We start from the raw sequence: 25130 nt of genomic DNA, 5'->3' as shown, positions 1-25130 counted from the left end.
AAGGTCGCTCCCGCTCAGCCTATTCGGCGGCAATCGCCGCGCTATCGGCGTTTCGCAGACGAATTGCAAACACCGTTCCCTCCGGGCCGCTTTTGAGGAGCCTGATGGTTCCGCCGAAATCCGCAAGAATGTTGGAGACGATGGAAAGGCCAATCCCGATGCCTTCGCCACTCGATTTCGTGGTGAAGAAGGGTTCGAAGATTTCGGACTGCATCTCAGTAGGAATGCCCGGTCCGTCGTCGCGGATTTCGATCTCCGCAATGCCATCCACCGAACTTCGCGAAAGGGTGACTTCGATCCGGCTTCCCGAGGTCTCGCCGATCGCATCGGCCGCGTTGTTGATGAGATTGACGAACACCTGGCTCAGCCGGATCTTTCCGCCGATCACTTCCACATCCCGCAATTCCGGTGCGATGGTGAGCTTGATACCCGTCTTCTTGAGGCGCGGACGAACGAGAATCATCGCCTCGTCGAGGACCGCGCCGAGCGCGATCGGGCTCGATGTGGTTCCGGGTTTGCGGGCGAAGGCGAGGAGCGTCTTCGACATTTCCGCCATGCGCTCGGTCATCGCAGTGATGCGCTTGAGGTTTTGCGCCGCCATCTCGGTTCGGTCGCTGGCGATCAGGCGTTCGGCATTGTCGGCATAGGTCCGGATCGCGGCAATCGGCTGGTTGAACTCGTGGCCGAGTGTCGCCGCCATCTGACCGAGCCCTGCGAGCTTCGCGGTCTGAACCAGTTCGTTCTGCGTCTTGCGTAGTTTCTCTTCCGTCTGTCGGCGTTCTTCGACTTCGCCGGTGAGGGTCTGATTGGCACGGCTGAGGGCCCGCGTCCGGTCGCGCACCTTGCGCTCAAGCTTCAGAGCGACCGATCGGTCGCGGCGCTCGCGCAGGATCGCCTGTTCACGCCTGCGGATCAGGACGCCGATGGTTGAAGCGAAGAGAACCACGAGAAGCGCGGCAAGAGCCTGAGAATAGAGTGCGGCCTGCGTTATCGCGCTGGTGCTGGCCAGCACGTGCACCTGCCATTCGAGGAGGGGCATGTAGCGCGTTCGTTCGAGGTAGGGCACATCGAGATCGCCGATACGGGCGAACCATGCCGCGGAATCGATAGCTGGAAGGGTTTCTATCCCCCATTCGGGACGGTTCGTCAGAAATATTCGGTCGAATTTGTCGGTGACGAGAATTGGGTTCTTCGAGAGCGCCCAGGTCGATTCGACTGACTCGAAACCGACGAGCACGGTGACATAGCCGAGAATATTGCGCTCGCGGCGGACCATCCAGGTAAACAGATAAGCCCGTTCGCCATCGGGAAGGATGAGGCTCTGACGACCGAGCCGGCCTTCGGAAGCGACGTCGAGGGCTGACTGCACCTCATCGTCCTCCAGCGACAACCGGTTTCGAGAGGAAGCGATGATCTCGCGATCCGCCGAGAGAAGCGCGACATCGAGAGCACCCGACATCGCCGTGATGCGCCCCACCTCTAACAGCGCTTCATTCCGGTCGATCTCGATCAGCGGTGCGCCGGGCGGTGACAGAATCGACCTTATCTCGCGAGCCTGCGCGACCAGCGGCGTCAGCAGGCGATATTTGTCGAGAATGCCTTCGAGGACGGCGGTCTGCACGTTGAGCGTCTCGACCGCATCGCGGACGATCCGCTCACGCTCTCGATCGGCGGCGAACCGACCGGCAAGGACGATCGCGAGAATTGCAATCGCGACGATCGATACCGCCGCAAAGCCTCGCAGGAGCCAAAACCGGCGCCGGATTGCCGGGCGGCCCGACTGCGCAGGCGCACTTGTGGCTTCCCACCCCATGAAATCTAGCGCCCATCCTCCAAGCATTTTGGCACGATAGTGCCAAAACCTGGAGAAAGGGAGCCAGTCACTGGGGCATCAGAGGATGAAGCGCGAGAGGTCCGTGTCGCCCGCAATGCCGTCGAGCGCATTGTGCACATAGGCCGCATCGATCGTGTAGGTCTCGCCGCCCTTGTCCGGGGCCTCGAACGAGATGTCGTCGAGAACCCGCTCCATAACCGTCTGGAGCCGGCGGGCGCCGATGTTTTCCACCGAGCCGTTCAGCTTCACTGCCGTGTCGGCCAGAGCGTCGATTGCGTCCTCGGTGATCTCTAGGTTCACGTTCTCGGTCTTCATCAAGGCAATGTACTGCTTGATGAGCGAGGCTTCGGTTTCGGTGAGAATCCGGCGGAAGTCCTCACGGGTGAGGGCGCGGAGTTCGACGCGGATCGGCAGGCGGCCCTGAAGCTCTGGCAGCAGGTCCGACGGCTTGGAGACGTGGAACGCACCGGAGGCGATGAACAAGATGTGGTCGGTCTTCACCGGTCCATGCTTAGTCGCAACGGTCGTGCCTTCGACCAGCGGCAGGAGATCGCGCTGCACGCCTTCGCGGGAGACGCCGGCGGAATGGCCGTCCTTGTTCGCCACCTTGTCGATCTCGTCGAGGAAGACGATACCGTTGTTCTGCACCGCTTCGACCGCTTCGCGGGTGAGCTGCTCCTGGTCGAGCAGCTTGTCGGATTCCTCGCCGATCAAGAGATCGTAGGAGTCGCGAACCGTCGTGCGCACCTGCTTGGTGCGGTTCATCGCCTTGCCGAACATCTCCGACAGGTTGAGGACGCCGATATTGGCGCCGGGCATGCCGGGAATGTCCATGCCGCCCATGGGGTTCGACGTGTCGGAGATCTCGACGTCGATCTCCTTGTCGTCGAGTTCGCCATCGCGCAGTTTCTTGCGAAAAGAGTCCTTCGTGGCGGGCGAGGCAGACTTGCCGACGAGCGCTTCGAGGACGCGATCCTCGGCTCCCTTATGGGCCTTGGCCTTAACCTCTTCCCGCTTTTTCTCCCGCACGATGCCGATGCCGATCTCGACGAGATCGCGGATGATCTGCTCCACGTCGCGGCCTACGTAGCCGACCTCGGTGAACTTCGTCGCCTCGATCTTGATGAAGGGCGCACCCGCGAGCTTGGCCAAGCGGCGGGAAATTTCCGTCTTGCCGACGCCGGTGGGGCCGATCATCAGGATGTTCTTTGGCATCACCTCTTCGCGCAGGCCCGGTTCGAGCTGCTGCCGGCGCCAACGATTGCGCAGTGCGACTGCGACGGCGCGCTTGGCGTCCTTCTGGCCGATGATGTGGCGGTCGAGTTCGGATACGATCTCGCGGGGGGAATAATCTGTCATGGCTCGTCTGGGTTTGGCGGGCTCGTCGCCGGCCTGTCCTTCGTCTGCGGGCGTTGGCCCGCCCTTATTCTGAAACCGCTACATGGGTTGGAGCTGCGAGATTCGCCAGTGCGCCCTTTAAGGCAGGTTCGAACGCCAGCGCCTTGCGAGAGAACATGCCTCGGCCGGCAGGCGTCGCACAGGCTACATTCGCTCTTTGAGACCCTTCGAGATCAGCCAGCGGTTGACCGGGTAGGATGTCAGGAATCCGCAGATCATGGCGATCTGCATGGAGGCCCAGAATTCGGGAGTGGACGGATCGATAGCGACGCCGATCAGTGCTCCGAACAGGACGAAGTGCGCCAGCGCCATGAAGCCATACATTCCCACCTGCCAAGCCGTCAGCGACAGGATGTCGGCCTTGATCGCAGCCTTCAGCGCGCCGCCTCGGCTCATGTCCGGATTCATCGGCTTGATCGAAGCATATTGAAACGCGATGCCGATGATCAGCGCGAGAATGTAATCGAAGATCCAGACGGCGAAGATCTTTTCCGAAAAGAGGGTTTCATACCCGAAGACGATCGCGACCGCCGGGAAGAGGAAGGCAACCGTTTCCGCAATGATGTCGGCGATCGTGCAGCCCGCGCCGCAATGGGTCGCGCCTTTGCCGACCGAGGCAAAGAATGGCGTCTTCTCCATGTGCGGCATCGGTTTGTCGTTTTCCATCGCGGCCCGCGCGATGTCGTCGCGTGCCAGCCAGCCGTATTTGAAATAGCCCCAGAGCGCGAGCGGGCCGGCATAGAGCCCGGTGATCGGCCAGACGAAATTCATTACGGCCATATGCTGCGGGCGATAGATGACAATCGCAAGCAGGATGAGGGAAGACAAGAGACCCGCGAGGATCAGGATGATTGCGAGAAGATGGAGCCAGTCCGGAATCATGAATTGCTTCGGTTTGCTTGTTCGGCCTCGAGACGATGAACCAGACGACCGATGTCATTGATGCCTGGTGTTCGGCTCTTTTTTGTGCCGGTCACATAAAGCCCAATGCTGAAGCTACGCTCGGGTTTCGCGCTTTCAGTGCCTCATTCATTGGCTGACCATTCAAAGCGGGGAAGGGTGCCTCCGGGACGGCAAAAGGCTCCGCCACACTGAAGATCAGTGCAACGGAGCCCGTACATCCCTCGGATAAAGTTGCCCTCAGTTCGTTAGGCGCGGCTGAGAGACCGTCTTCATGAAAAGGGCTTCCATCGCCTCCTCGATGCCTTCGCTGAGGCTGACTTCAAAGAAGAAACCAGGCGATGCACATTCCTTCATTTTCGGGGCGATTTCGTTAGAGAACGGTTGTATCCAATTTCGATACCACTCGTTATTCCAGAGGGGCAGATAGGTGGTGTAGAGAACGGCGATCTCGACGTCTCGTTTCTTTAACTTCTCGCAGTATTTCACATCGATCGGCTCTTGGCAGCGTGTCGCCTTGGTCAGCCTCTTGGTGCAACCATAAGGCTTGTATGAGTCGGCGACTCCGTCGGATACGAAGAATAGGATTTGTCGGCGGTCGCTTTTTCCATCCGTACCCTTGGCCGGAATTTCTTTGCTTGCTGATTTTAAAGTGTCGTCGAACGATGTCAGCTGATCATTGAAGAAATTCTTTGTAGGGATGGTCATGAGGTCGAGAGCGTCGGTCTTGGCACTTACGCTATCGAGATCACCAGTGAGTGGCGCCACTTCCGTGAAACCCATTGCTTCTGCTCGTTTTCCGAATGAATAGACAGCCATCCGAAACTGGTCAGGCGTCTGACGGACCTTCTTCGCTCGCTCCGTCAATCGCTGTGTCGCGTGGCGCACGACATCAATACGCATTTTGACACCGAGGGACTTGGCAAGATTGTAGTAGTTATTTGCTTTATCCATCTGGTGGCATGCAAACGCGCACTTTTCTTCGTCGCCCCTACCGCCATTTCCCGTGTTGTCCAAAAGAGTTTGGATATCTCGCGGTGTGGCGCCTACGCCCATCGATGGCGTGTTATCGAGTAGCATGTAGAAATCAATCGGCGCGCCAATAGCGGTTTCGGCTCGAACCTTACCGGTTACGGTCCTGACCTTCTTCCCGAACAAACCACCGAAATGCATCTGGACGTCCGCCGAATATTCGATCTCGGAAACGAGCACATTTCCCGTCTTCGTCAGTTTCGGATCAATTTCCACATCGTCCAACTGAATCCGGTTGAGTAGGTTTGCCTTGGCCACCCGTTCGATCAGCGCTTCGCCGCCTTCAATCTTGCCGTCCCCGGCCATGAGTATGGCCTTTTCGAATGTCGGGCTCGAGGGGGAGAGCGCCGATAGAACCGCCGCATCGGCCGCCGCATCGAGTTGCGACTTCGCCGCCTGGAGCCGGGTCATGTCGATGGCTCCGCCAGCGGCGAGCATGATCGGAAGTACGAGCAGCGCGGCGATCATACCGAAATTGCCGCTGTCATCTCTAAAAAATCTCACCTTAAACATTCCTTCAGCCAGCTACTCTCGGTAAGAAATGCGGCGAAGGATACGGTTTTTGTCTTTACATTAGGATAAGGGGCCAGTTCGAATTTTTCGCCCGCCGACGATCGGGAAGCCATGGAACGTTCGCGGGCAGTGACCGTTCTTCAGCCAAACACGGAAAGTCTCGCCAACGACGAGTGGCTTGTTTCGGCGGTTAGCGCCGAGTTCCGGGCAACCAGGCAAAATAACCGGTTCGCTTCGCGTTCGATATCGAACGTGTCGAGCTGTTCTGCGTCCCGAAACCACCGCTCGCCAAGAGACGTGTCAATCAGAACGGAGTAAATGATGACCAAGATTTCTGAGGCGAAGATCGCCATTCTCGCAACGGATGGTTTCGAGGAAGTCGAACTCACCGAGCCGTTGGATAAGCTTCAGGCAGCCGGTGCCGAGGTTCACGTGATCTCGACTAAAAGCGGTTCCATCCGCGGTTGGGATCAGGATCACTGGAATCGCGAGATCAATGTAGACAAGCAGCTCTCAGAGGTCCGCGTAAGCGATTACGATGCGCTGGTCCTGCCGGGCGGGCAGATCAATCCCGACGTGCTGCGCGCCGACCCGAAGGTCGTGTCATTCGTCCGCGAGTTCTTCAACTCGAAGAAGCCGCTCGCCGCGATCTGCCACGCACCATGGCTGCTGATCGAGGCGGACGTCGTGCGCGGGCGCGACGTGACGTCCTACAAGTCGATCAAGACCGACATCGTGAATGCCGGTGGCAACTGGCTCGATCAGGAAGTCGTCTGCCACGAAGCGCTGATCACCTCGCGCAATCCAGGCGATCTCCCTGCGTTCATCAGCAAGATCATCGAGGAGGTCGAAGAAGGCCGTCACGAGGATCGCAAGGCCGCTTGAGCTTTAGCAATATATTGAAGACCGAAAAGGGCTGGCTCATCGCCGGCCCTTTTTTGTTCGAGGGGTGAAAGCGAAACGGCCTCACCGTCGTTGCCAGAAAAGCAACTCTTCGTGTATGTCCCAAGGGATATTTTCGTCTCGAAAGGCACACGAATGGCAACCCAGCCCAGCTACGACACCGACAGCGCCGCGGATATGGACTATCCGGAGCATGATCGGACCTATGCGCTGTTCCTGAACATGTTCAAATGGGGGGCGATTTTCGTCGTCGCGTTGCTGGTCGCCATGGCAGTAAGCCTTGTTGGCTCCGGCGGCGTCCTTGGTGGCATCGGCACATTCTTGATTGTCTTCGCCGCCGCCTATTTCCTAGCCAAATAGCTTCCAAGAATAGCTGCGATCAACGCGGATGAAGCAGGCCGTGTCAACGGCTTTGAATGATATGGGAGGGAAAGCGACGGATGAAGGTCTTCATACCGCGTGAAGAAGACGGCGAGACCCGCGTTGCGGCATCGCCCGACACGATCAAGAAGCTAAAAGGTCTTGGAGCCGAAATCGTCGTTCAGTCCGGCGCGGGCGAACACTCCAGAATCACCGATAAGGCGTTCGAAGATGCGGGCGCCTCGATCGGCGACGGCGATAGCGGCAAGGATGCCGATGTCGTTCTCAAGGTGCGTCGGCCGAGCAAGTCGGAGGCCTCGGGCTACAAGGATGGCGCCGTCGTTCTCGCTCTGATGGACCCCTACGGCAACGAGGACGCACTCAAGGAGCTGGCCGAAGCCAAGATCTTCGCCTTCTCCATGGAGCTGATGCCGCGCATCACCCGGGCCCAGGTGATGGACGTTCTCTCATCCCAGGCCAATCTCGCCGGCTATCAGGCCGTCATCGACGCTTCCCACGAATTCGATCGCGCCTTCCCGATGATGATGACCGCGGCGGGCACCGTTCCGGCAGCGAAGGTTTTCGTTATGGGCGCGGGCGTCGCAGGCCTTCAGGCGATCGCGACCGCCAAGCGCCTTGGGGCGCGCGTCTCGGCCAACGATATCCGGCCGGCCACCAAGGAGCAGGTCGAATCGCTAGGCGCGAAGTTCATTGCCGTCGAGGACGAGGAATTCAAGAAGGCCGAAGACTCAGGCGGCTACGCCACCGAGATGAGCAAAGAGTATCAGAAGAAGCAGGCAGAGCTCGTCGAAGAGCACATCGCCGCTCAGGACGTCGTGATCACGACAGCGCTCATTCCGGGCAAGCCAGCGCCGAAGCTCGTCTCCAAGACAATGATCGAAGCGATGAAGCCGGGCTCTGTGCTCGTCGATCTCGCCGTGGAGCGCGGCGGCAACGTCGAAGGCTCGAAACCTGGCGAAATCGTCGATGTCGGGCCGGCAAAGGTGATCGGCTACAAGAACGTGGCCGGCCGGATCGCGGCGAGCGCTTCTTTGCTCTACGCCAAGAACCTCTCCTCCTTCCTCGAAACCATGATCGACAAGGAGGCTGAAAAGCCAACGCTCAAAATCGATTTCGACGACGAGCTCGTGAAATCGACGCTGCTGACGCGCGACGGCAAGGTCGTTCACGAGCGTTTCGGTGGACCGTCCGGAAGCGAGGAGAAAGAGAAGACCGGCGAAGCTGAAGCCGAAACCGGCGAGAGTGAAGGGGACAACTGATGGAAAACGAGACCGCTCAGAACACGCTCCAGAAGCTCAATCAGGCCGGTGCCGCGCTCCGCGAGGCTCGTCAGGGCGTCGAGCAGATGATCGGGCAGGGCGCCGCCAGTGAAGCGGCCGGCCATGCCGCGGCTTCGGGTGCGCCTTTTGTCTTCTATCTGGCGATCTTCGTGCTTGCCTGCTTCATTGGCTACTACGTCGTCTGGTCGGTGACGGCCGCGCTGCATACCCCGCTGATGAGCGTCACCAACGCCATTTCTTCGGTCATCGTGGTCGGGGCGATTCTTGCTATCGCGCTTTCTACGTCCTGGGCCGCCACCGTTTTCGGTTTCATCGCCCTCGTCCTCGCCTCGGTAAACATCTTCGGCGGGTTCCTCGTGACCCAGCGCATGCTCGGCATGTACAAGAAGAAGAACTGAGGGGAGACGGATAGATGGCTCAAAGCCTGGCAACACTCGCTTATCTTGTCGCCGCGGTTCTCTTCATTCTGGCGCTCCGTGGCCTTTCGCACCCCTCCACCAGCCGGCAGGGCAATCTCTACGGCATGATCGGCATGGGGATCGCGATCCTCACCACGCTGATCTATGCGGGGACCTCCTTCGGATCGCTGGTTCTGATCGTGCTCGGTCTCGCCATCGGTGGCGGGATCGGTGCCTATATCGCGCGCAAGATTCCGATGACGGATATGCCGCAGCTGGTCGCGGCGTTCCACTCTCTGGTGGGTCTCGCAGCGGTCATGGTCGCGGCCGGCGCGCTCTATTCGCCGCAGGCTTTCGGAATTGGTGCGCCGGGTTCGATCGAGGTTCAGGCACTCATCGAAATGTCGATCGGCGTCGCTATCGGCGCGATCACCTTCACGGGCTCGATCATCGCCTTCGCCAAGCTGGACGGGCGAATGAGCGGCAAGCCGATCGTCCTGCCGATGCGGCACTGGATCAATATCGGGCTCGGCGTGGCAATCGTCGTCCTTGTCGTGGTGTTTGCCATGACGGGCAGCACGGTCTCGTTCTGGCTCATCGTCCTCGCCTCGCTCGCCCTCGGCATTCTGCTGATCATTCCGATCGGCGGCGCGGACATGCCGGTCGTCGTTTCTATGCTGAACTCCTATTCGGGTTGGGCGGCCGCAGGCATTGGCTTCACGCTCCAGAACCTTGCACTCATAATCACCGGCGCGCTGGTCGGCTCGTCCGGCGCGATCCTCTCATACATCATGTGCAAGGGCATGAACCGATCGTTCTTCTCGGTCATTCTCGGTGGCTTCGGCGGCGAGAGCTCCGGCCCGAGCCAGGACGACATGGGCGACAAGACCGTCAAGCAGGGCTCTGCGGAAGACGCCGCCTACCTCATGAAGAACGCCAATCAGGTGATCATCGTGCCGGGCTATGGCATGGCGGTCGCACAGGCGCAGCATGTCCTGTCAGAGATGGTCGAGGCGCTGAAGGAGGAGGGCGTCACCGTCAAATACGCCATCCATCCGGTGGCGGGCCGCATGCCGGGCCATATGAACGTGCTCCTCGCCGAGGCGAATGTGCCCTATGACGATGTCTTCGAGCTCGACGACGTGAATTCGGAGTTCAAGCAGACCGACGTCGCCTTCGTCATCGGCGCGAACGATGTGACCAACCCGGCGGCGCGTGACGACCAGTCCTCGCCGATCTACGGCATGCCGATCGCCAATGTGGACGAGGCCCAGACCTGTCTCTTCCTCAAGCGCTCGCTGTCTTCGGGTTATGCTGGCATCGACAACTCGCTGTTCTACAAGGACGGCACGATGATGCTGTTCGGCGATGCCAAGGAGATGGTCGAGAAGATTGTGAAATCTCTGGAAGAGTAAGAGCGGGGCAGCTGCGGCCCCGGTTCGAGGACTGTCGACATGAATGAAGGCGGCGGATGCGCGATGTCGGCATCCGCCGCCTTTCTTTTGTTATGGGCCTCACCCACCATTCGATCGATCTGGATCGCAACCCTAGGGACCGATCCCGTGTTAGGCTGAGTGCCTGACGCCAATCTTCACCGGGGATCGATCGAAGGATGATCACAGCGCTCGCCGCCCGACTTGTCGCCGCGCTCGGCTTGATGGGCGCCGCGAGCCAGTCCGCCGAGTTCACCCAGCAATATCTGCAACGGCTCGGGGGCGCGGCGGACGAACTGGCCGCGACGGTCGAGCGGTTTGATGAGAGTGTCGAAGTTCAGGGGCTGGACCGGGGTTCGGCGCTTGATCGGCTGCGCGGCAACAGCGATCCCTTCGTCGCATCTCAGGGCGATCAGATGGGAGAGACGATCGCGCGGGCCGAGCTTGTCGGTGAGCGATACCGCGAACTCCGGGAGACGAGCCCGCTTTTCCGCCCTTTCGTGGCTCTCACCAATCCCGACTGGGCGATTGCCGACCGGGTTATGGACGATTTTCGGCCCGCTCTCCCGGTCACGATGGACGGTTTCGTCTTGACCGCGACCGGTTTCCTGCTTGGTTGGGCAGCAGGAGCCTCAGGTCACGGCGCCGTGCGGATGAGAAAGCAGCGTCGCAACGGGAAATCCGGAGCGAGCGATGCGGGCCAAGGCGAGGGGGCTATCGCTGTCAGCTCCTCTGCCCACCGACCCGATGGCGAGCGCCGGGAAGGTTCCTCGGAACACAGTCCCAGACGCTTGCGCGGCCGCAGTGCGGACCAGGATATGCTTTGATCGCTTTGCCTTCGTTTCTCGGCCAAGACAGAAGATCGCTCGACCGCGGCCTTTGGCAGCTTGCGCGCATGAACCGAAAGCTCCATTGAAGCGGTGAATGACCGATCTTTTCCCGCCCGCATTGAGAACACCCAACCTCTTCGATGAGCCCGTTTCGACGCTTGTTCGCGTCATCGACACGGAAACGGCCGGACAGAAGCTGGAAGAAGATGCGGTCATCGAGATCGGATCGGTCGATCTCGATCTGTCGACGGGCGCTATCTTCAATCCCATGCAGACCTTCTGCGATCCGGGCGGAGTTGTGATCAGCGACGGTGCTCGACGAGTGCATCACATCACCGACGAGATGCTGGCCGGCGCGCCCCCCTTTGCCGAAGCCGCACAGCCATTCCTCACTGAAACCTATGCGGCCCAGCGGGCCGACTTCGATCGCTCACGGCTGAGCTTCACCGGCCGCTGGCTCTGCACCTACAAACTGGCACTGCGCGCCTTTCCGAATGTTCGAGCGCATGGCCTGCAAAGTCTCGTCAAATACGTTCCGCTTAATCTGTCGAGTGTTGAAGAGATGCTTGCCGGTCTTCATCCTCACCGTGCGCTGTTCGATGCGGTTTGCACAGCCGTTCTGCTGCGCCGGATCGCGGAAGAACTCATGCCCCTCTGTCATGACCTAACGGACTTTCTGGACCGCGCCGAGCGCGTGTCGAACGAACCGGCGCTCCTCGCCAAATTGCGTTTCGGTCGCCACAAAGGTGTGCCGATCCGTGAAGTGCCGGCCGACTATCTCGAATGGCTCGTTTCCGAGCCCGACATGAACGCAGATGCGGTTTTCACAGCCAAGCGCCAACTCGCGCTTCGGCAAGTGCGGGGCGAGCGGGCGCTGCCCTCTTCCATCTGACGGGAAGCAACGGGCGAAGTGTCGCTCTGGAACCGACTCGCCGTGCCTGCGGCGAAAGCTAGTTTCCGCCTTCATGAAGCCCTTCGCCGACCTCATCGATGCCCTGACGTTGACGCCGTCTCGAAACGGCAAGCTGCGGCTGATGGTCGAGCACTTCGAGGCGCAGCCCGATCCAGAGCGCGGGCTTGCGTTGGCAGCGATTACGCGCGATCTCGACATCAAGTCCGTGAAGCCGGCCATGCTGCGCGAGCTGGTGGCCGAGCGGATGGACCCGGTGCTGTTCGGCTATTCCTACGACTATGTGGGCGATCTGGCGGAGACGATTTCTCTCGTCTGGCCGACGCCCGAGGCGGGGACCGACGACAGCGCCACAGGCGGGCCGACACTGGCGGAAGTGGTCGAAACGCTGAACGCGGCGACCCGCCAGCAGGGACCGAAACTGGTCGAAGCATGGCTGGATAAGCTCGATTCCTCCGGCCGCTATGCGCTTCTGAAGCTCGTTACCGGCGCGATGAGGATTGGTGTCTCGGCGCGCCTCGCCAAGCAGGCGCTCGCAGATTTCGGTAAGAAGGACGTCAGCGAGATCGAGGAGCTCTGGCACGGACTCGACGTGCCCTATGAGGAGCTCTTCGCCTGGCTTGAGGGGAGGGCGGAGAAACCCGTCTCCGCAGCGAAGTCCCCGTTCCGGCCGGTCATGCTGTCGACGCCGCTCGAAGAGCCGGACTATGGGGTTGTCAGGCCTGACGAATACGCCGCCGAATGGAAATGGGACGGCATTCGCGTGCAGGCGAGTGCCGAGGGCGGTGTCGCAAAGCTCTATTCGCGTACAGGCGACGATATCTCCGGGGCATTCCCCGATCTGATGGACTTTATGACTTTCGATGGCACGCTCGATGGAGAGCTTCTGGTAGCCGTACCGACGCAGGAGAAGTCAGGCCTGCCGACGGTCGAGGACCATGCGGGTAAGCGCAGTGACGATATCGTGGTCGGCACGTTTTCCGACCTTCAGCAGCGCCTCAACCGAAAGACCGTCTCGGCCGCGATGCTCCAGAAATATCCGGTATTCCTGCGCGCCTACGATCTTCTCTTCGAGAATGGCGAGGACTTGCGCAGCGTTCCGTTCGCCGAGCGCCGAAAGCGACTGGACGTTTTCGCAGAGAGGCTGGAACCGACTCGCTTCGACGTCTCGCCCTTCGTGCCGTTCGAGAGTTTCGACGATCTCTCGAAGCTTCGGGCTGAGCCGCCCCACGCCGTCATAGAAGGCCTGATGCTGAAGCGCTGGGACTCGATCTACGTCCCTGGCCGACCGAAGGGCCCATGGTTCAAGTGGAAGCAGGACCCCTATCTGATCGATGCGGTCCTGATGTATGCCCAGCGCGGCCACGGAAAGCGGTCGAGCTTCTATTCGGACTACACCTTCGGTGTCTGGACCGGCGAGATTGATGAACCGGAGCTCGTGCCTGTCGGCAAGGCCTATTTCGGCTTCACCGACGAGGAGCTGAAGCAGCTCGACAAATATATCCGCGACAACACCATCGACCGGTTTGGTCCGGTGCGTTCGGTAAGAGCCGAGCCGGACCATGGGCTCGTGATCGAGGTGGCGTTTGAGGGATTGCAGCGTTCGGGCCGTCACAAATCCGGCGTTGCGATGCGTTTCCCGCGGGTCTCACGGCTGAGATGGGATAAGCCGGCGGCTGAAGCCGACCGGCTGGAAACGCTTCAGGCGATGCTGGATTGAGATCGTCTCTAGTGACTCGCGCAAGGCACAACTCGGTGGAACCAGTCGAAAGCTGAATCCTCAGCGTCGCTTGTTGCGCTGGCGCTCGACATCGCGGGACACGAGATGCGCAATTACCACAAAGCCGGACAAGCCCAGGACGATCCAGAGTATGTTGAGAAGGTCAGCGCTCATCGTCGTTCACCTTGAGGAAGCGAGTTGCCGTTCTGTGAACATAGTAGCTGATGCCAAATCCCGCCAGACTGATGACTGGAACGCCGAGCCCCAATGTTCTGGTCACGGCAGCATTCACAAGCGGCCCGACGCCAATCGCAAGACCGTTGAGATAAGTGACCTGGAGCTTCTCACGCTCCGTCGGTCCGCCTTTCTGGTCGATCAAGGAAAACATGAATTTCGTCTCTGAAAATACGAAACTGGCCCGGCATTTGCCGGGCCAGAATGCGTGTCACAGTCTCGTCGGAGCCCTCAGAAGTTCTCCTCTTCCGTCGGCACCAAAATCTCCCGCTTGCCGGCGTGGTTGGCCGGGCCCACGACGCCTTCGTTTTCCATCTTCTCGATGATCGAGGCGGCGCGGTTGTAGCCGATGGAGAGGCGGCGCTGGATGTAGGAGGTGGACGCCTTGCCATCGCGGAGGACAACCGCGACGGCCTGATCGTAGAGATCGGCGCTCTCGTCGAGATCGTCATCCGATGCTGCCGGAGCGTTCTTCGAGGACGCGCTGTTGCCGCCTCCCTTGCCACCCTTGCCGGAGCCGGACTTGCCGTCGTCTTCATCCTCGTCGTCTTCGAGGACGGCATCGAGGTAGTCTGGCACGCCCTGTGCCTTCAGGTGGCTGACGATGCCTTCGACTTCGGCGTCGTCGACGAATGGGCCGTGGACGCGCTGGATGCGGCCACCGCCGGTCATGAAGAGCATGTCGCCCATGCCGAGCAGCTGTTCGGCCCCGCTCTCGCCGAGCATGACGCGCGAGTCGATTTTCGACGTCACCTGGAAAGAGATGCGGGTCGGGAAGTTCGCCTTGATCGTGCCGGTGATCACGTCGGTCGAGGGACGCTGGGTCGCCATGATGACGTGGATGCCGGCGGCACGGGCCATCTGGGCGAGGCGTTGGACGGCGCCTTCGATCTCCTTGCCTGCAACCATCATCAGGTCGGCCATCTCGTCGATGATGACGACGATGTAGGGGAGGGGCTGCAGGTCGAACTCTTCCGTCTCGAAGATCGGCTCGCCGGAATCCCGATCAAAGCCGGTCTGCACCGTGCGCGACAGGGTCTCGCCCTTGGCCTGTGCCGTGCGGACGCGCTGGTTGAAGCCGTCGATATTGCGAACGCCGACCTTCGCCATCTTGCGATAGCGATCCTCCATCTCGCGCACCGTCCATTTGAGGGCAACGACCGCCTTCTTGGGGTCCGTGACGACGGGGGAGAGGAGATGCGGAATGCCGTCATAGATCGACAGTTCGAGCATCTTCGGGTCGATCATGATCAGGCGGCATTCGGCCGGCGAATGCCGGTAGAGCAGTGAGGAGATCATGGTGTTGATCGCCACAGACTTGCCCGAGCCGGTCGTGCCCGCGACAAGAAGGTGCGGCATCTTGGCGAGGTCGGCGATCACTGGCTCGCCGCCGATCGTCTTGCCGAGCGCGACGGGCAGGCGACCTTTGTGCTGGGCGAAGGTGGGCGAGTCGATCATCTCGCGGAAATAGACCGTCTCACGCTTCGGGTTCGGCAGTTCGATACCGATTGCGTTCTTTCCGGGGATGACGGCGACACGGGCCGCGATGGCGCTCATCGAGCGGGCGATGTCGTCGGCAAGACCGATGACGCGGCTCGACTTGATGCCGGGGGCGGGTTCAAGCTCATAGAGCGTCACGACCGGGCCAGGCCGCACTTCCATGATCTCGCCCTTCACGCCGAAGTCCTGGAGCACGCTTTCCAGAAGCCGAGCATTGTCGGCGAGGGCCGCCTCGGAAAGCGTTTCGTCGAGATAGGGTGCCGGAGGCGGCGTCAGATATTCGACCGACGGAAGCTCGAAGGTTTCCGGATCGGGAAGCTCGAGCTTGGGCTGCATGGCGAGCGCCTTGCCAGAGCCGTTGCGCAGCTGGTTCTGCTGACCGGTGATCGTGCGGGTCTGCGGCACGGCACGTCCGGTTGGCAGATCCTGAGAGGACGGGGACGGCGCATGGGCGCGCGGCATCTGCCGCTGCTGGCGCTCGGCCTGCTGCGGTCCCTGTGCTGGCTGACCGGCATCGAAATCCGGCTCCTGGCGCTGAGGCTGCGGTGCCTCGGCCTTCGGGCGGCGGCCCGGGAAAGCGACGATATTGCCGGGCAGGAGACCGCGCCAGCCGCCTTCGGCAGGTTGGGGTGCCGGCTCGGGTTGAGGCTCCGCATAGGTCTCGTCGCCGCGATAGCCGTCGTCATAGCCCTCGTAATTCGGGTCGCCTTCCGCGTTCTGCTCACCGGCACGGAACCAGGCGTGATTGGCGAAGGGATCGGCTTCGGAAGGTGCTTGGACGGGTGCTTCGAAGGGTGCGTCGAAACGGCCGGTTACCTGCGGCAGGCCATAGGGATCGGCAGCCGGTTGTGGAGCGGGAGCCGGCCGGCTTTCCATCGCTGGCTGGGAGAAGTCGTCCTCGTCCGCCTGATCGGCAAACGGATCGACGAAACCGGCGGCCGGGCCTTGGCCGGGCATGCGGATCGAGACGCCGCGATGGGCGACTTCCGGTTCATGCGGCGGCTGGACGGCCGGCATTTGGGGAGCGACCGGGCCGAGTTGCGGCTCGGCGCGACGGAGCAGCGATGGATCGCGGACGAGGGGCGCGGGTTCGGCATGGTCGTTCCACTCGTCGAAGCGGTCGCCGAATTCGCGGCGACGCTCTGCCCGCTTGGCACGGACGCGGTCGATCGCCGAACGGGCCGAGAAAACGACATGCGCCAGCGCGCCCATGGCAAGGGCAAACTTGCCCTCCTGTCCGTCGAGTTCGTCCTGCTGTGCTGCATGATAGGCAGATGCGCGATGCTGAGCGTTTATCGGTGCGGGACGGCTGCCGGTCTTGAGGTCCCACAGACCAGAACCGCCGAGGAAGAGCCGCACGCCGGGAACTACTGCGAGAAGGCCGACCGGGACGGCCCAGAATCCCGATGGGTAGCCGCCAAAGAAGAGTGCAGGCACCTTGAGAACAATGTCACCGAGGACACCGCCGAGGCCGATCGGCAGCGGCCAGCTTTCGCTTTCAGGCAGGCAACCGAGGGCCGCGCAGACGAGTGCGATACCGGCGACCGCGAGCCAGCCTTTGCGCGCCAGCCGATCGAGCGGCCGGCCGATGAGGTAGAAGACGCCCCAAATGAGCGGCCAGAGAACGATGAGCGCTGCACCGAGGCCGAGAACCTGCATCAGGAGATCGGCGGTAATCGCGCCGGATGCGCCGGCCGCGTTCTCGATTGCCTGTCGGTTGGCCTGGCTCCACGAGGGATCGGCGACATTCCAGGTTGCGATCGAGGTCGCGAAGAAGACCGATAGGCCGATCATGCCTAATCCCGCGCCCAGTTCGGCCTGTCGCTTGAGGTTCATACGCTTGCCGCTTGCGCCATCCGCCGTGATCGTCATTTCGCCGCCCGTCTTGAGGTGGATTAATAGTCTCTGCGCCGCGCTCCATACGAGGCGCGGACGTGTCCTCCACACATTAGGACCGCGCTGGTTAAGCGGCCTTTAAGCTTAAGGCGCCGTTACCGTTTCCGGCGCCGCTCATTGTTCGAGACTTGAACGGAGCGGCAGAAGTCGACAACTCTTTGAAACGTAACGATCGAAAGCGAATTCCGCCGTTGGGGCGTGAGAAGAGGTAGAAGATGATGGATATCGAGCACCAAACACGGGACGGTGGTGGCCGTTTCACCACATCGAGTGGAGCCGCCGAACTCACTTATGTTTGGCAGGATACCGAGACCGTGGTCTTCGATCACACATTCGTGCCGCCGGAAGAGCGCAGCAAGGGTATCGCGGCAGAGCTGGTGAAGGCCGGCGCCGCCTGGGCGCGTCAGGAAAATCTGAAAGTCGTGCCGCAATGCCCGTATGTGGCTGTGATGTTCCGGAGAAGTCCCGAGGAATACGCGGATATCGCAGCCTGAGCCGCAGGCCTGAGGGCGAACATAACGGCTCTTAGTGCCGAAAACGAAAAGAGGCGCCCCTTCGGACGCCTCTCTCTCGTTCAGTCCGACCGGAAGATCGATCAGGAATGGTAGGCGACCTCGCCGTGATAGGCGAGATCGAGGCCCTGACGTTCGTCTTCCTGGGACGGACGCAGACCGATCGTCAGATCGACGATCTTGAACGCGATCACTGAGACGACACCACTCCATACAATGGTGATCAGCACACCGACGACCTGAGCCCAGACCTGGGAGACCATGGTTACGCCTTCACCATAGCCGATACCGCCGAGCGCGCTCGAGGTGAAGACACCGGTTCCGATGGCGCCGATGATACCGCCGATGCCGTGGATGCCGAAAACGTCCAGGCTGTCGTCATATTGCAGCTTGTTCTTGACCACCGCGACGAAGAAGTAGCAGCCGGCGCTGGCGATTGCGCCGAGAACGATCGCGCCAACGGGGCCGATCGTGCCGCAGGCCGGCGTCACGGCGACGAGGCCTGCGACGATGCCGGAAGCACCGCCCAGCATCGAGGCCTTGCCGCGCATCGCCGCTTCGATCGCGCACCAGGCAACGAGCGCGCCGGCAGTGGCCGTGAAGGTGTTGATCATCGCCAATACGGCGGCTGCGGTCGATTCGAGGTTCGAACCTGCATTAAAGCCGAACCAGCCGACCCAGAGGATCGCGGCGCCGACCATGGTGAGCGTCATCGAATGCGGAGCCATGTTGTCCCGCCCGAGGCCGATGCGCTTACCCACGAGGAAGGCCCCGACGAGAGCCGCGATGCCCGCATTGATGTGGACCACCGTGCCACCGGCAAAGTCGATTGCCGCGATCCCGCCCGAGACCGCGCCAGTGAAGATGAGGCCAGCGCCGTCCCAGACCATGTGGGCCACGGGATAGTAGGAGAACGTCGTCCAGATAAGGACGAAGGCGATGACTGCTGAGAACTTGATGCGTTCTGCAAAGCCACCGACGATCAGTGCGGGCGTAATGACGGCGAATGTCATCTGGAAGGCGATGAAGAGATATTCCGGTATCTCCACGCCGTCTGTGAAGGTCGCCGCGGTCGATTCCACGGTGACCCCTGCAAGGAACAGTTTGCCGAGACCGCCCCAGAAGTATCCCGTACCTCCGCCAAAGGCGAAGGAATAGCCGTAGACCACCCAGGCGATGATCATGACGCCTGAGATCATCGTGCACTGCATCAGCACCGAGAGCATGTTTTTCGCGCGCACGAGGCCGCCATAGAAGAGGGCGAGACCCGGCATGGTCATGAAGAGCACGAGGAGGGTCGCCGTCATCATCCAGGCGACATCGCCCTTGTCGACCGTCGCGACAGCGGCTTCCTCGATACCGGCGCCACCCGATGCGACCGTTTCCTGCGCGAGCGCCGCAGAAGCCTGAAGGAAAGCGGCAAGAGCCGCGGATGCTGCCGCCATGGGCCGCAGGATGCTGTGTCTGGTCACGTTTGGACGCCCCTCATACAAGTTTTGCCGGCGCCTGTAGAAGTGCGCCGCAACATTCCGAAGGTCGGGAATCAAGCAGCGTGCCAATTCCCTGTGCCTTGCGGAAAGGGCTGGCTTAAAAGAAAGGTGAGCGCTTATTGTCTAAATAGCGTGCTGTTGCCTAGAAATTACTCATAGATTTCTGGCGGTGTTTAAAAATTTGAAGGTAGGAACGGCAAAGGGCCCGCCGCAAGGCGAGCCCTTCTTTGGATCCCTTGGGGGATCGCTCGTTTCGATTTCGCCGATCAGCGCTGGCCGCTGGCGAATTCCGGATAGGCTTCGACGCCCACTTCGGCCCGGTCGAGACCGAGCGCCTCTTCCTCTGCCGAAACGCGCAGGCCCATAGCCGCCTTGATGATGCCGAAGATGACAAGGCTCGCGACAAAGGTGAAGACACCGTAGGCAACGATACCGATGAGCTGCGTGACGAAGCTCGCATCGCCGTTCGTCGCCGGAACGATGATCGTGCCCCAGATGCCCGCAACAAGGTGGACCGGGATCGCACCGACCACGTCGTCGATCTTCAGCTTGTCGAGCAGCGGAACCGTGAAGACCACGATGACACCACCGACGCCGCCGATGAGGATCGCCTGCCAGGCGGTCGGAGCGAGCGGCTCCGCCGTAATCGAGACGAGACCGGCGAGCGCACCGTTGAGCACCATCGTCACGTCGACGCGGCCATAGATCGCCTGAAGGAGGATCATCGTCACGACGACACCGCCGGCAGCTGCAAGGTTGGTGTTGGCGAAGATGCGACTGACGTCGCTGACATCACCGATCGTGCCCATGGCAAGCTGCGAAGCGCCGTTGAAGCCGAACCAGCCGAGCCAGAGGATGAACGTGCCGAGGGTTGCGAGCGGGATCGAGGAACCCGGCATCGGAACGCCCGTGCCGTCTTTGGCAAAGCGACCCGTGCGGGCACCAAGCAGAAGCGCGCCAGCAAGGGCTGCCCAGCCGCCGACCGAGTGAACCAGCGTCGAGCCGGCGAAGTCGGAGAAGCCCATCTCGGAGAGCCAGCCTGCACCCCACTGCCAGGACCCGGCGATCGGGTAGATGAAGCCTGTCAGAATGATCGTGAAGACCATGAACGAGCCGAGCTTGATACGCTCAGCGAGCGTGCCCGAAACGATCGAGGCGGCCGTAGCAACGAAGACCATCTGGAAGAACCAGTCGGACGCCGTCGAATAGCCGGTGGAAAGCGCATCGCCGCCGACCGGATCCCAGGCATAAGGTGCCAGCGTGCCGATATAGCCGCCGTCGACACCCGTATACATGAGGCTGTAGCCGCAGGCCCAGTACATGATGCCGGCTGTCGAGTAGAGACCGATGTTCTTCAGGCACTGCATCGACACGTTCTTGGAACGCACAAGTCCGGCCTCGAGCATGGCGAAGCCCGCTGCCATCCACATGACGAGGAAGCCGCCAATGAGGAAGAGCAGTGTATTGAAGATGTAGGCTGTCTGGTCGCCCGGGGCACCGCCGCCGGACGAGGCCGCGGCATCAGCCGCTGGAGCGGCTGCGTCAGCCGCCGCATCGGCGGCCGGCGCAGCAGCGTCCTGCGCAAAGGCAGCGGTGGCCGTGAGGCCCGCACCAAGCGCCGTGTAGAAAATCAGTTTCTTCAATTTCATTCTATCGTCCCTTCTCACCCTCAAAGCGCGCTCGAATCGGTTTCGCCGGTGCGGATGCGAACCGCCTGATCGATTCCGTAGACGAAGATCTTGCCGTCGCCGATCTGGCCGGTCTTGGCGGCGGCCTGAATCGCTTCGATCGTCTTGTCGACGGACTCGTCACCGACCACGACTTCGACCTTCAGCTTGGGAAGAAAGCTGACCGCGTATTCGGTGCCACGGTAGATTTCCGTGTGTCCCTTCTGGCGGCCGTAGCCTTTGACCTCGGTGACAGTCAGCCCCTGGATCCCAACGCCGGTCAGCGCTTCGCGCACCTCGTCGAGTTTGAATGGCTTGATGATCGCCATTACGATTTTCATGTTCACCTCGAACCTGTTGCGGCGGCTCAAGCCGCAGGTGTTGAGCCAAGAATGCGCCGCAGCATCATGCGGCGACTGCCCAACTCAGATTCAAGCTTTGTGCCAAACTCGAGATTTGGTCTCGAAACCCCATGGGGATGGCGGGTTTAACGGATAGGCAATATCAACGGCGGGGCCGGCGTCGGCTCTGCCTACGAATTGTGCGATATTGCATTGCACATTCTGATTAAAAAACATGCAGATTAGGGCGCTGCATGATTTCGGCATGCGATCTTATTATCCGAACGACCGCTCCGCAGGCGAAAACTGCTTGGAATCAGCCCTTTCGCGGGCGTATGAGGCCTTCTTGCGCGACCGAAGCGACAAGCACTCCGTCGCTAGAGTAGAGACTGCCCCTTGTGAGGCCGCGCCCGCCTGAGGATGACGGGCTGTCCTGGGCGTAAAGCAGCCAGTCCGATGCCCGGACCGGTCGGTGAAACCACATGGAGTGGTCAAGGCTCGCGGCCTGCACCCGTTCGTCGAACACCGAGAGACCGTGCGCAAAGAGCGATGTGTCCAACAGCGTCATGTCGGAGAGATAGGCGAGGACAGCGGCGTTGAGGTTCGTGTCGTTGCCGATCTCGCCGCTGCAACGGACCCAGATGCGCTGGATCGGGTCGAGTTTGTTCTCAGTCAGATAATGATCGAGCATGATCGGCCGGAACTCGATGGGGCGCGGCCTCTGCCAGTATCGCTTTACGGCGGGCGGCGCATGTTCGAGGATTTTTTCCGTTAGTGCTTCGCCGTGGGGTATTTCGTCCGGTGACGGGACGTCCGGCATTTCGATCTGGTGATCAAACCCATCTTCAAGCACCTGGAAGGACGCTGAAAGAAGAAAGATCGCCCGGCCATGCTGTATCGCGACAACGCGCCTCGTGGTGAACGAGCCGCCGTCGCGGATGCGATCGACATCGTAGATGATTGGCGCGGACGGGTCCCCGCCGCGCAGAAAATAGCTATGCAGCGAATGGCAGAAACGATCGGCCGGCACCGTGCGCTGAGCCGCGACAAGAGCCTGCGCCACCACCTGTCCGCCGAAGACGCGTTGCCAGGTCTGATCGGCGCTCACGCCGCGAAACAGGTTCTCCTCGATCTTTTCCAGATCAAGTATCTCCAGAAGCTGCGATACGGCTTTCATGTCTGTGGTCGTTCCCTTCTCGCAGGTCATGCGGCGATTGAGCCTTTCGAAGCTCTGGTGCTCGGCGCTCACCAAACCATATGCTTTGAAAAGAGTTCGTCCATGGCGAACATGGGCTGGAGACTGAGGAGAGCTGACGATGGCCGAACAAGCGACGGATTTTTCCGCGGGCGACATTGAGGCAGGCGAGCGCGCCGATATCCTGATTGCGGGCGCGGGCTATGTCGGGCTGACACTGGCTGTCGCGATAAAATCTGCCGCGCCTTCTCTCGACGTGCGCCTCGTCGACATCGCGCCGGAGGGGGTCTGGAAGAAGGATGGCCGCGCATCCGCTATCGCCGCCGCTGCCATCCGCATGCTCGATCAGCTCGACGTCTGGAACTCGGTCGAGGACGAGGCTCAGCCGATCACCGAGATGATCGTGACGGACTCCAGAACCAGCGACGTGGTCCGCCCGGTGTTTCTCACCTTCGGCGGCGAGGCCGAGCCCGGCGAGCCTTTCGCGCATATGCTCAGCAATCAGGTTCTGAATGGCGCCCTACGCGAAAAGGCGGCCGAGATCGGTGTTTCGATCGAGCAGGGCGTCGGCGTTTCAGCGATTCATCCGAAATCCGCGCGCATCGACATCGACCTCACGGATGGCCGCAGGCTGACGACCCGGCTGCTGGTTGCCTGCGACGGCGTCAACTCGAAAATTAGATCCATGGCCGGCATCCAGACCGTCCGTAAGGAATACGACCAAGCCGGCATCGTCGCGACCGTCTCCCATGAGCGACCTCACGAAGGGCGGGCGGAGGAGCATTTCCTGCCCTCCGGCCCATTCGCCATCCTGCCGCTCAAGGGCAATCGCTCATCGCTCGTTTGGACCGAGAACACTCGCAAGGCGAAGGAGCTCGTCGAGGGCGACGAGCTGGTCTTCGAGCTCGAACTGGAGCAGCGCTTCGGCCACAAGCTGGGAGCGATCAGCCTCGAAGGTGGCCGCAAGGCCTTTCCGCTCAGCCTGACGCTTGCCCGCAGCTTCGTGAAGCCGCGCGTCGCTCTATGCGGTGACGCCGCCCACGGCATTCATCCGATTGCGGGGCAGGGGCTCAATCTCGGCTTCAAGGATGCGGCGGCACTCGCCCAGACCATCGTAGAAGCCGAGCGCGGTGGGCTCGATATCGGCGCGATCGACGTTCTGGAGGAATATCAGCGCTGGCGCCGCTTCGACACGGTCCAGATGGGCATGACGACCGACATCCTGAACCGGCTCTTCTCCAACGACAGCAGCCTGCTGCGCTCGGTCCGCTCCTTCGGTCTTTCACTGGTCGACCGCGCCCCACCGCTGAAGGAGTTCTTCATCTCCCAGGCGGCGGGACTGACCAATGGTCCGTCGCCGCGCCTCTTGCAGGGCGATCCGATCTGATATCGCGTCGGTCTGTCGGTACGATACCATCGGGCGATTGCGGTTCTTGGAAGAGGACGCTAGGAAGCGTGGCGAATCCACGGCCCAAACGCCTGCGCCGCACTTCCGGCTGCGAATGAGGCCCACTGAAAGCAGATCGGAGCCATAGACGCATGACGACCGGCGGAATTTTCTTTGTTCTTCTCCTGATCGCCCTGATCGCGGTCATGCCGATCTGGCCATATTCGCGTCGCTTGACGATCGGCCCGCTGATGATAGTCGGCCTGCTTCTCGTCGCCGTTCTCGTGCTGATCCTGATCGGCATTCTCTGACGCATCGATAGTTTCACTTGTCGAACGCAAAACGGGCATCCTGCCGGATGCCCGTTTTGCTGTGTCGTCGTATTTGTGCCGGAAGGCGCTTGTCAGAATTTCGGCGCTTCCTTGCCGGCTGCGCGATAGGCCGAGCGGAGTGTATTCGCCATCAGCATGCCGATGGTCATCGGGCCGACGCCGCCCGGAACGGGCGTGATGGCCTTGGCCTTCTCGGCTGCCTCGTCGTAAGCGACATCGCCCACGAGCCGGGTCTTCGGCGTTCCATCGTCCTTGGTGCCCTTTTCGGGTGCATCGATCCTGTTGATGCCGACATCGACGACCACGGCACCTTCTTTCACGTAATTGCCCGTCACCATCTCCGGCCGGCCGACGGCAGCCACCAGAATATCGGCGTTGGCGCAGACGGCGGCGAGGTTTTTGGTGCGCGAATGGGCGATGGTGACGGTCGCATTGGCGGCGAGCAAGAGCTGGGCCATCGGCTTGCCCACGATGTTGGATCGGCCGACGATGACGGCGTTGAGACCCGAAAGATCGTCGCCCAGAACGTCGCGGATCATAACCATGCAGCCGGCCGGCGTGCAGGGCACGAAGGCTTCGTCTGCCGCGCCCGTAGCGATGCGCCCGACATTGATCAGGTGAAAGCCGTCTACATCCTTGTCGGCGTCGATCGCCTGGATCACCTTGCCCTCGTCTATCTGTTTGGGCAGCGGCAGCTGGACGAGGATGCCGTGGATCGTATCATCCTTGTTGAGATCGTCGACGATCTTCAGAAGATCCGCCTCGCTCGTATCCTCGGGCAGTTCGTGCTTGACCGATTTGAACCCGCATTCTTCCGCGCGCTTCGCCTTCGAGCCGACATAGACCTGGCTTGCCGGATCGGATCCCACGATGACCACCGCGAGCCCTGGCTGGAGGCCAGTCTCTTCCTTCAGTTTCTTGGTCTGTTGGGTGACCTCTTCGATGATCGACTTGGATCGCGCCTTGCCGTCCATGATCGTTGCGTCGCTCATGAGTCTCATTCCTCCCGAATATGATGCGCGGCGCCCGCCACTCTCCTTCGAA

General features: G+C 61.1%; 22 protein-coding genes. 11 read left to right on the top strand and 11 right to left on the bottom strand.

The window, feature by feature from the left end:
* Positions 1 to 19 precede the first annotated feature (19 nt).
* The 4 genes from ABRA89_RS07855 to ABRA89_RS07840 form a co-directional block, all read right to left on the bottom strand.
* Positions 20 to 1813, bottom strand: coding sequence for a sensor histidine kinase (locus ABRA89_RS07855; protein ID WP_349940892.1), 1794 nt, complete (start codon positions 1811 to 1813; stop codon positions 20 to 22).
* Between the two features lie 78 nt (positions 1814 to 1891).
* Positions 1892 to 3193, bottom strand: a complete 1302-nt coding sequence (gene hslU / locus ABRA89_RS07850; RefSeq protein ID WP_349940891.1) for an ATP-dependent protease ATPase subunit HslU — start codon at positions 3191 to 3193, stop codon at positions 1892 to 1894.
* 183 nt (positions 3194 to 3376) lie between these two features.
* Positions 3377 to 4114 (bottom strand): DUF4396 domain-containing protein, encoded by a 738-nt coding sequence (locus ABRA89_RS07845; RefSeq protein ID WP_349940890.1) that lies wholly within the window; start codon positions 4112 to 4114, stop codon positions 3377 to 3379.
* A gap of 258 nt (positions 4115 to 4372) precedes the next feature.
* The gene (locus ABRA89_RS07840; RefSeq protein WP_349940889.1) at positions 4373 to 5677 is read right to left on the bottom strand and encodes a TadE/TadG family type IV pilus assembly protein; all 1305 of its coding nucleotides are present in this window, start codon (positions 5675 to 5677) and stop codon (positions 4373 to 4375) included.
* Between the two features lie 321 nt (positions 5678 to 5998).
* Here ABRA89_RS07840 and ABRA89_RS07835 point away from each other — a divergent pair, with 321 nt between their 5' ends.
* From ABRA89_RS07835 to ABRA89_RS07800, 8 genes are all read left to right on the top strand, one after another.
* Complete coding sequence (locus ABRA89_RS07835) at positions 5999 to 6562, top strand: type 1 glutamine amidotransferase domain-containing protein (RefSeq protein ID WP_349940888.1); 564 nt, start codon at positions 5999 to 6001, stop codon at positions 6560 to 6562.
* 153 nt (positions 6563 to 6715) lie between these two features.
* On the top strand, positions 6716 to 6940 hold the full coding sequence (locus tag ABRA89_RS07830; protein WP_349940887.1) for an aa3-type cytochrome c oxidase subunit IV: 225 nt from the start codon (positions 6716 to 6718) through the stop codon (positions 6938 to 6940).
* A gap of 80 nt (positions 6941 to 7020) precedes the next feature.
* The gene (locus ABRA89_RS07825; RefSeq protein WP_349940886.1) at positions 7021 to 8220 is read left to right on the top strand and encodes a Re/Si-specific NAD(P)(+) transhydrogenase subunit alpha; all 1200 of its coding nucleotides are present in this window, start codon (positions 7021 to 7023) and stop codon (positions 8218 to 8220) included.
* A complete protein-coding gene (locus tag ABRA89_RS07820; protein ID WP_349940885.1) occupies positions 8220 to 8639 on the top strand; it encodes a proton-translocating transhydrogenase family protein in 420 nt (139 codons plus the stop codon). Before ABRA89_RS07825 ends, ABRA89_RS07820 begins: the two co-directional genes overlap by 1 nt.
* 14 nt (positions 8640 to 8653) lie before the next feature.
* Positions 8654 to 10054 (top strand): NAD(P)(+) transhydrogenase (Re/Si-specific) subunit beta, encoded by a 1401-nt coding sequence (locus tag ABRA89_RS07815; RefSeq protein WP_349940884.1) that lies wholly within the window; start codon positions 8654 to 8656, stop codon positions 10052 to 10054.
* A gap of 197 nt (positions 10055 to 10251) precedes the next feature.
* The gene (locus ABRA89_RS07810; protein ID WP_349940883.1) at positions 10252 to 10899 is read left to right on the top strand and encodes a DUF2937 family protein; all 648 of its coding nucleotides are present in this window, start codon (positions 10252 to 10254) and stop codon (positions 10897 to 10899) included.
* Between the two features lie 97 nt (positions 10900 to 10996).
* A complete protein-coding gene (locus tag ABRA89_RS07805; RefSeq protein ID WP_349940882.1) occupies positions 10997 to 11794 on the top strand; it encodes an exonuclease domain-containing protein in 798 nt (265 codons plus the stop codon).
* Positions 11795 to 11867: 73 nt separating this feature from the next.
* Complete coding sequence (locus ABRA89_RS07800; RefSeq protein ID WP_349940881.1) at positions 11868 to 13532, top strand: cisplatin damage response ATP-dependent DNA ligase; 1665 nt, start codon at positions 11868 to 11870, stop codon at positions 13530 to 13532.
* A gap of 163 nt (positions 13533 to 13695) precedes the next feature.
* Here the strand turns inward: ABRA89_RS07800 and ABRA89_RS07795 are convergent, their stop codons facing one another.
* Together ABRA89_RS07795 and ABRA89_RS07790 are read right to left on the bottom strand one after the other, a co-directional pair.
* A complete protein-coding gene (locus ABRA89_RS07795) occupies positions 13696 to 13920 on the bottom strand; it encodes a hypothetical protein (RefSeq protein WP_349940880.1) in 225 nt (74 codons plus the stop codon).
* A gap of 77 nt (positions 13921 to 13997) precedes the next feature.
* Positions 13998 to 17138: a DNA translocase FtsK gene (locus ABRA89_RS07790; RefSeq protein ID WP_349940879.1), complete on the bottom strand. Its 3141-nt coding sequence runs from the start codon at positions 17136 to 17138 to the stop codon at positions 13998 to 14000.
* A 239-nt stretch (positions 17139 to 17377) separates the two neighbouring features.
* Here ABRA89_RS07790 and ABRA89_RS07785 point away from each other — a divergent pair, with 239 nt between their 5' ends.
* Positions 17378 to 17656: a GNAT family N-acetyltransferase gene (locus tag ABRA89_RS07785; protein ID WP_349940878.1), complete on the top strand. Its 279-nt coding sequence runs from the start codon at positions 17378 to 17380 to the stop codon at positions 17654 to 17656.
* Between the two features lie 101 nt (positions 17657 to 17757).
* Here the strand turns inward: ABRA89_RS07785 and ABRA89_RS07780 are convergent, their stop codons facing one another.
* The 4 genes from ABRA89_RS07780 to tesB all read right to left on the bottom strand — a co-directional run bounded on the left by ABRA89_RS07780 (position 17758) and on the right by tesB (position 22349).
* Positions 17758 to 19119: an ammonium transporter gene (locus ABRA89_RS07780; protein ID WP_349940923.1), complete on the bottom strand. Its 1362-nt coding sequence runs from the start codon at positions 19117 to 19119 to the stop codon at positions 17758 to 17760.
* A gap of 311 nt (positions 19120 to 19430) precedes the next feature.
* Positions 19431 to 20813: an ammonium transporter family protein gene (locus tag ABRA89_RS07775; RefSeq protein ID WP_349940877.1), complete on the bottom strand. Its 1383-nt coding sequence runs from the start codon at positions 20811 to 20813 to the stop codon at positions 19431 to 19433.
* Between the two features lie 20 nt (positions 20814 to 20833).
* Complete coding sequence (locus ABRA89_RS07770; protein ID WP_349940876.1) at positions 20834 to 21172, bottom strand: P-II family nitrogen regulator; 339 nt, start codon at positions 21170 to 21172, stop codon at positions 20834 to 20836.
* A gap of 316 nt (positions 21173 to 21488) precedes the next feature.
* The gene (gene tesB, locus ABRA89_RS07765) at positions 21489 to 22349 is read right to left on the bottom strand and encodes an acyl-CoA thioesterase II (protein ID WP_349940875.1); all 861 of its coding nucleotides are present in this window, start codon (positions 22347 to 22349) and stop codon (positions 21489 to 21491) included.
* A 139-nt stretch (positions 22350 to 22488) separates the two neighbouring features.
* Here tesB and ABRA89_RS07760 point away from each other — a divergent pair, with 139 nt between their 5' ends.
* Positions 22489 to 23754, top strand: coding sequence for a ubiquinone biosynthesis hydroxylase (locus tag ABRA89_RS07760; protein ID WP_349940874.1), 1266 nt, complete (start codon positions 22489 to 22491; stop codon positions 23752 to 23754).
* Between the two features lie 152 nt (positions 23755 to 23906).
* On the top strand, positions 23907 to 24065 hold the full coding sequence (locus ABRA89_RS07755) for a DUF3309 family protein (RefSeq protein ID WP_349940873.1): 159 nt from the start codon (positions 23907 to 23909) through the stop codon (positions 24063 to 24065).
* Between the two features lie 92 nt (positions 24066 to 24157).
* On the opposite strand, the gene folD is transcribed toward ABRA89_RS07755, so the two are convergent.
* Positions 24158 to 25078 carry a bifunctional methylenetetrahydrofolate dehydrogenase/methenyltetrahydrofolate cyclohydrolase FolD gene (gene folD, locus ABRA89_RS07750; protein WP_349940872.1) on the bottom strand — a complete coding sequence of 307 codons (921 nt, stop codon included), beginning with the start codon at positions 25076 to 25078 and terminating at the stop codon, positions 24158 to 24160.
* Between the last annotated feature and the right edge of the window lie 52 nt (positions 25079 to 25130).

It is taken from the genome of Fulvimarina thalattae (assembly GCF_040239565.1).
Taxonomy (GTDB): Bacteria; Pseudomonadota; Alphaproteobacteria; order Rhizobiales; family Rhizobiaceae; genus Fulvimarina.
This window is presented reverse-complemented; position numbering and strand designations above follow the sequence as displayed.

Excerpts from the sequence above, each read along its gene's own strand:
- ABRA89_RS07830 (WP_349940887.1), top strand. The coding sequence starts at position 6,716 with ATGGCAACCCAGCCCAGCTACGACACCGACAGCGCCGCGGATATGGAC.
- ABRA89_RS07770 (WP_349940876.1), bottom strand. The coding sequence starts at position 21,172 with ATGAAAATCGTAATGGCGATCATCAAGCCATTCAAACTCGACGAGGTG.
- ABRA89_RS07855 (WP_349940892.1), bottom strand. The coding sequence starts at position 1,813 with ATGGGGTGGGAAGCCACAAGTGCGCCTGCGCAGTCGGGCCGCCCGGCA.
- ABRA89_RS07760 (WP_349940874.1), top strand. The coding sequence starts at position 22,489 with ATGGCCGAACAAGCGACGGATTTTTCCGCGGGCGACATTGAGGCAGGC.
- hslU (WP_349940891.1), bottom strand. The coding sequence starts at position 3,193 with ATGACAGATTATTCCCCCCGCGAGATCGTATCCGAACTCGACCGCCAC.
- ABRA89_RS07775 (WP_349940877.1), bottom strand. The coding sequence starts at position 20,813 with ATGAAATTGAAGAAACTGATTTTCTACACGGCGCTTGGTGCGGGCCTC.
- ABRA89_RS07840 (WP_349940889.1), bottom strand. The coding sequence starts at position 5,677 with ATGTTTAAGGTGAGATTTTTTAGAGATGACAGCGGCAATTTCGGTATG.
- ABRA89_RS07780 (WP_349940923.1), bottom strand. The coding sequence starts at position 19,119 with ATGGCGGCAGCATCCGCGGCTCTTGCCGCTTTCCTTCAGGCTTCTGCG.
- ABRA89_RS07820 (WP_349940885.1), top strand. The coding sequence starts at position 8,220 with ATGGAAAACGAGACCGCTCAGAACACGCTCCAGAAGCTCAATCAGGCC.
- folD (WP_349940872.1), bottom strand. The coding sequence starts at position 25,078 with ATGAGCGACGCAACGATCATGGACGGCAAGGCGCGATCCAAGTCGATC.
- ABRA89_RS07790 (WP_349940879.1), bottom strand. The coding sequence starts at position 17,138 with ATGACGATCACGGCGGATGGCGCAAGCGGCAAGCGTATGAACCTCAAG.
- ABRA89_RS07845 (WP_349940890.1), bottom strand. The coding sequence starts at position 4,114 with ATGATTCCGGACTGGCTCCATCTTCTCGCAATCATCCTGATCCTCGCG.
- ABRA89_RS07800 (WP_349940881.1), top strand. The coding sequence starts at position 11,868 with ATGAAGCCCTTCGCCGACCTCATCGATGCCCTGACGTTGACGCCGTCT.
- ABRA89_RS07835 (WP_349940888.1), top strand. The coding sequence starts at position 5,999 with ATGACCAAGATTTCTGAGGCGAAGATCGCCATTCTCGCAACGGATGGT.
- ABRA89_RS07805 (WP_349940882.1), top strand. The coding sequence starts at position 10,997 with ATGACCGATCTTTTCCCGCCCGCATTGAGAACACCCAACCTCTTCGAT.
- ABRA89_RS07825 (WP_349940886.1), top strand. The coding sequence starts at position 7,021 with ATGAAGGTCTTCATACCGCGTGAAGAAGACGGCGAGACCCGCGTTGCG.
- ABRA89_RS07810 (WP_349940883.1), top strand. The coding sequence starts at position 10,252 with ATGATCACAGCGCTCGCCGCCCGACTTGTCGCCGCGCTCGGCTTGATG.
- ABRA89_RS07815 (WP_349940884.1), top strand. The coding sequence starts at position 8,654 with ATGGCTCAAAGCCTGGCAACACTCGCTTATCTTGTCGCCGCGGTTCTC.
- ABRA89_RS07785 (WP_349940878.1), top strand. The coding sequence starts at position 17,378 with ATGATGGATATCGAGCACCAAACACGGGACGGTGGTGGCCGTTTCACC.
- ABRA89_RS07755 (WP_349940873.1), top strand. The coding sequence starts at position 23,907 with ATGACGACCGGCGGAATTTTCTTTGTTCTTCTCCTGATCGCCCTGATC.
- tesB (WP_349940875.1), bottom strand. The coding sequence starts at position 22,349 with ATGAAAGCCGTATCGCAGCTTCTGGAGATACTTGATCTGGAAAAGATC.
- ABRA89_RS07795 (WP_349940880.1), bottom strand. The coding sequence starts at position 13,920 with ATGTTTTCCTTGATCGACCAGAAAGGCGGACCGACGGAGCGTGAGAAG.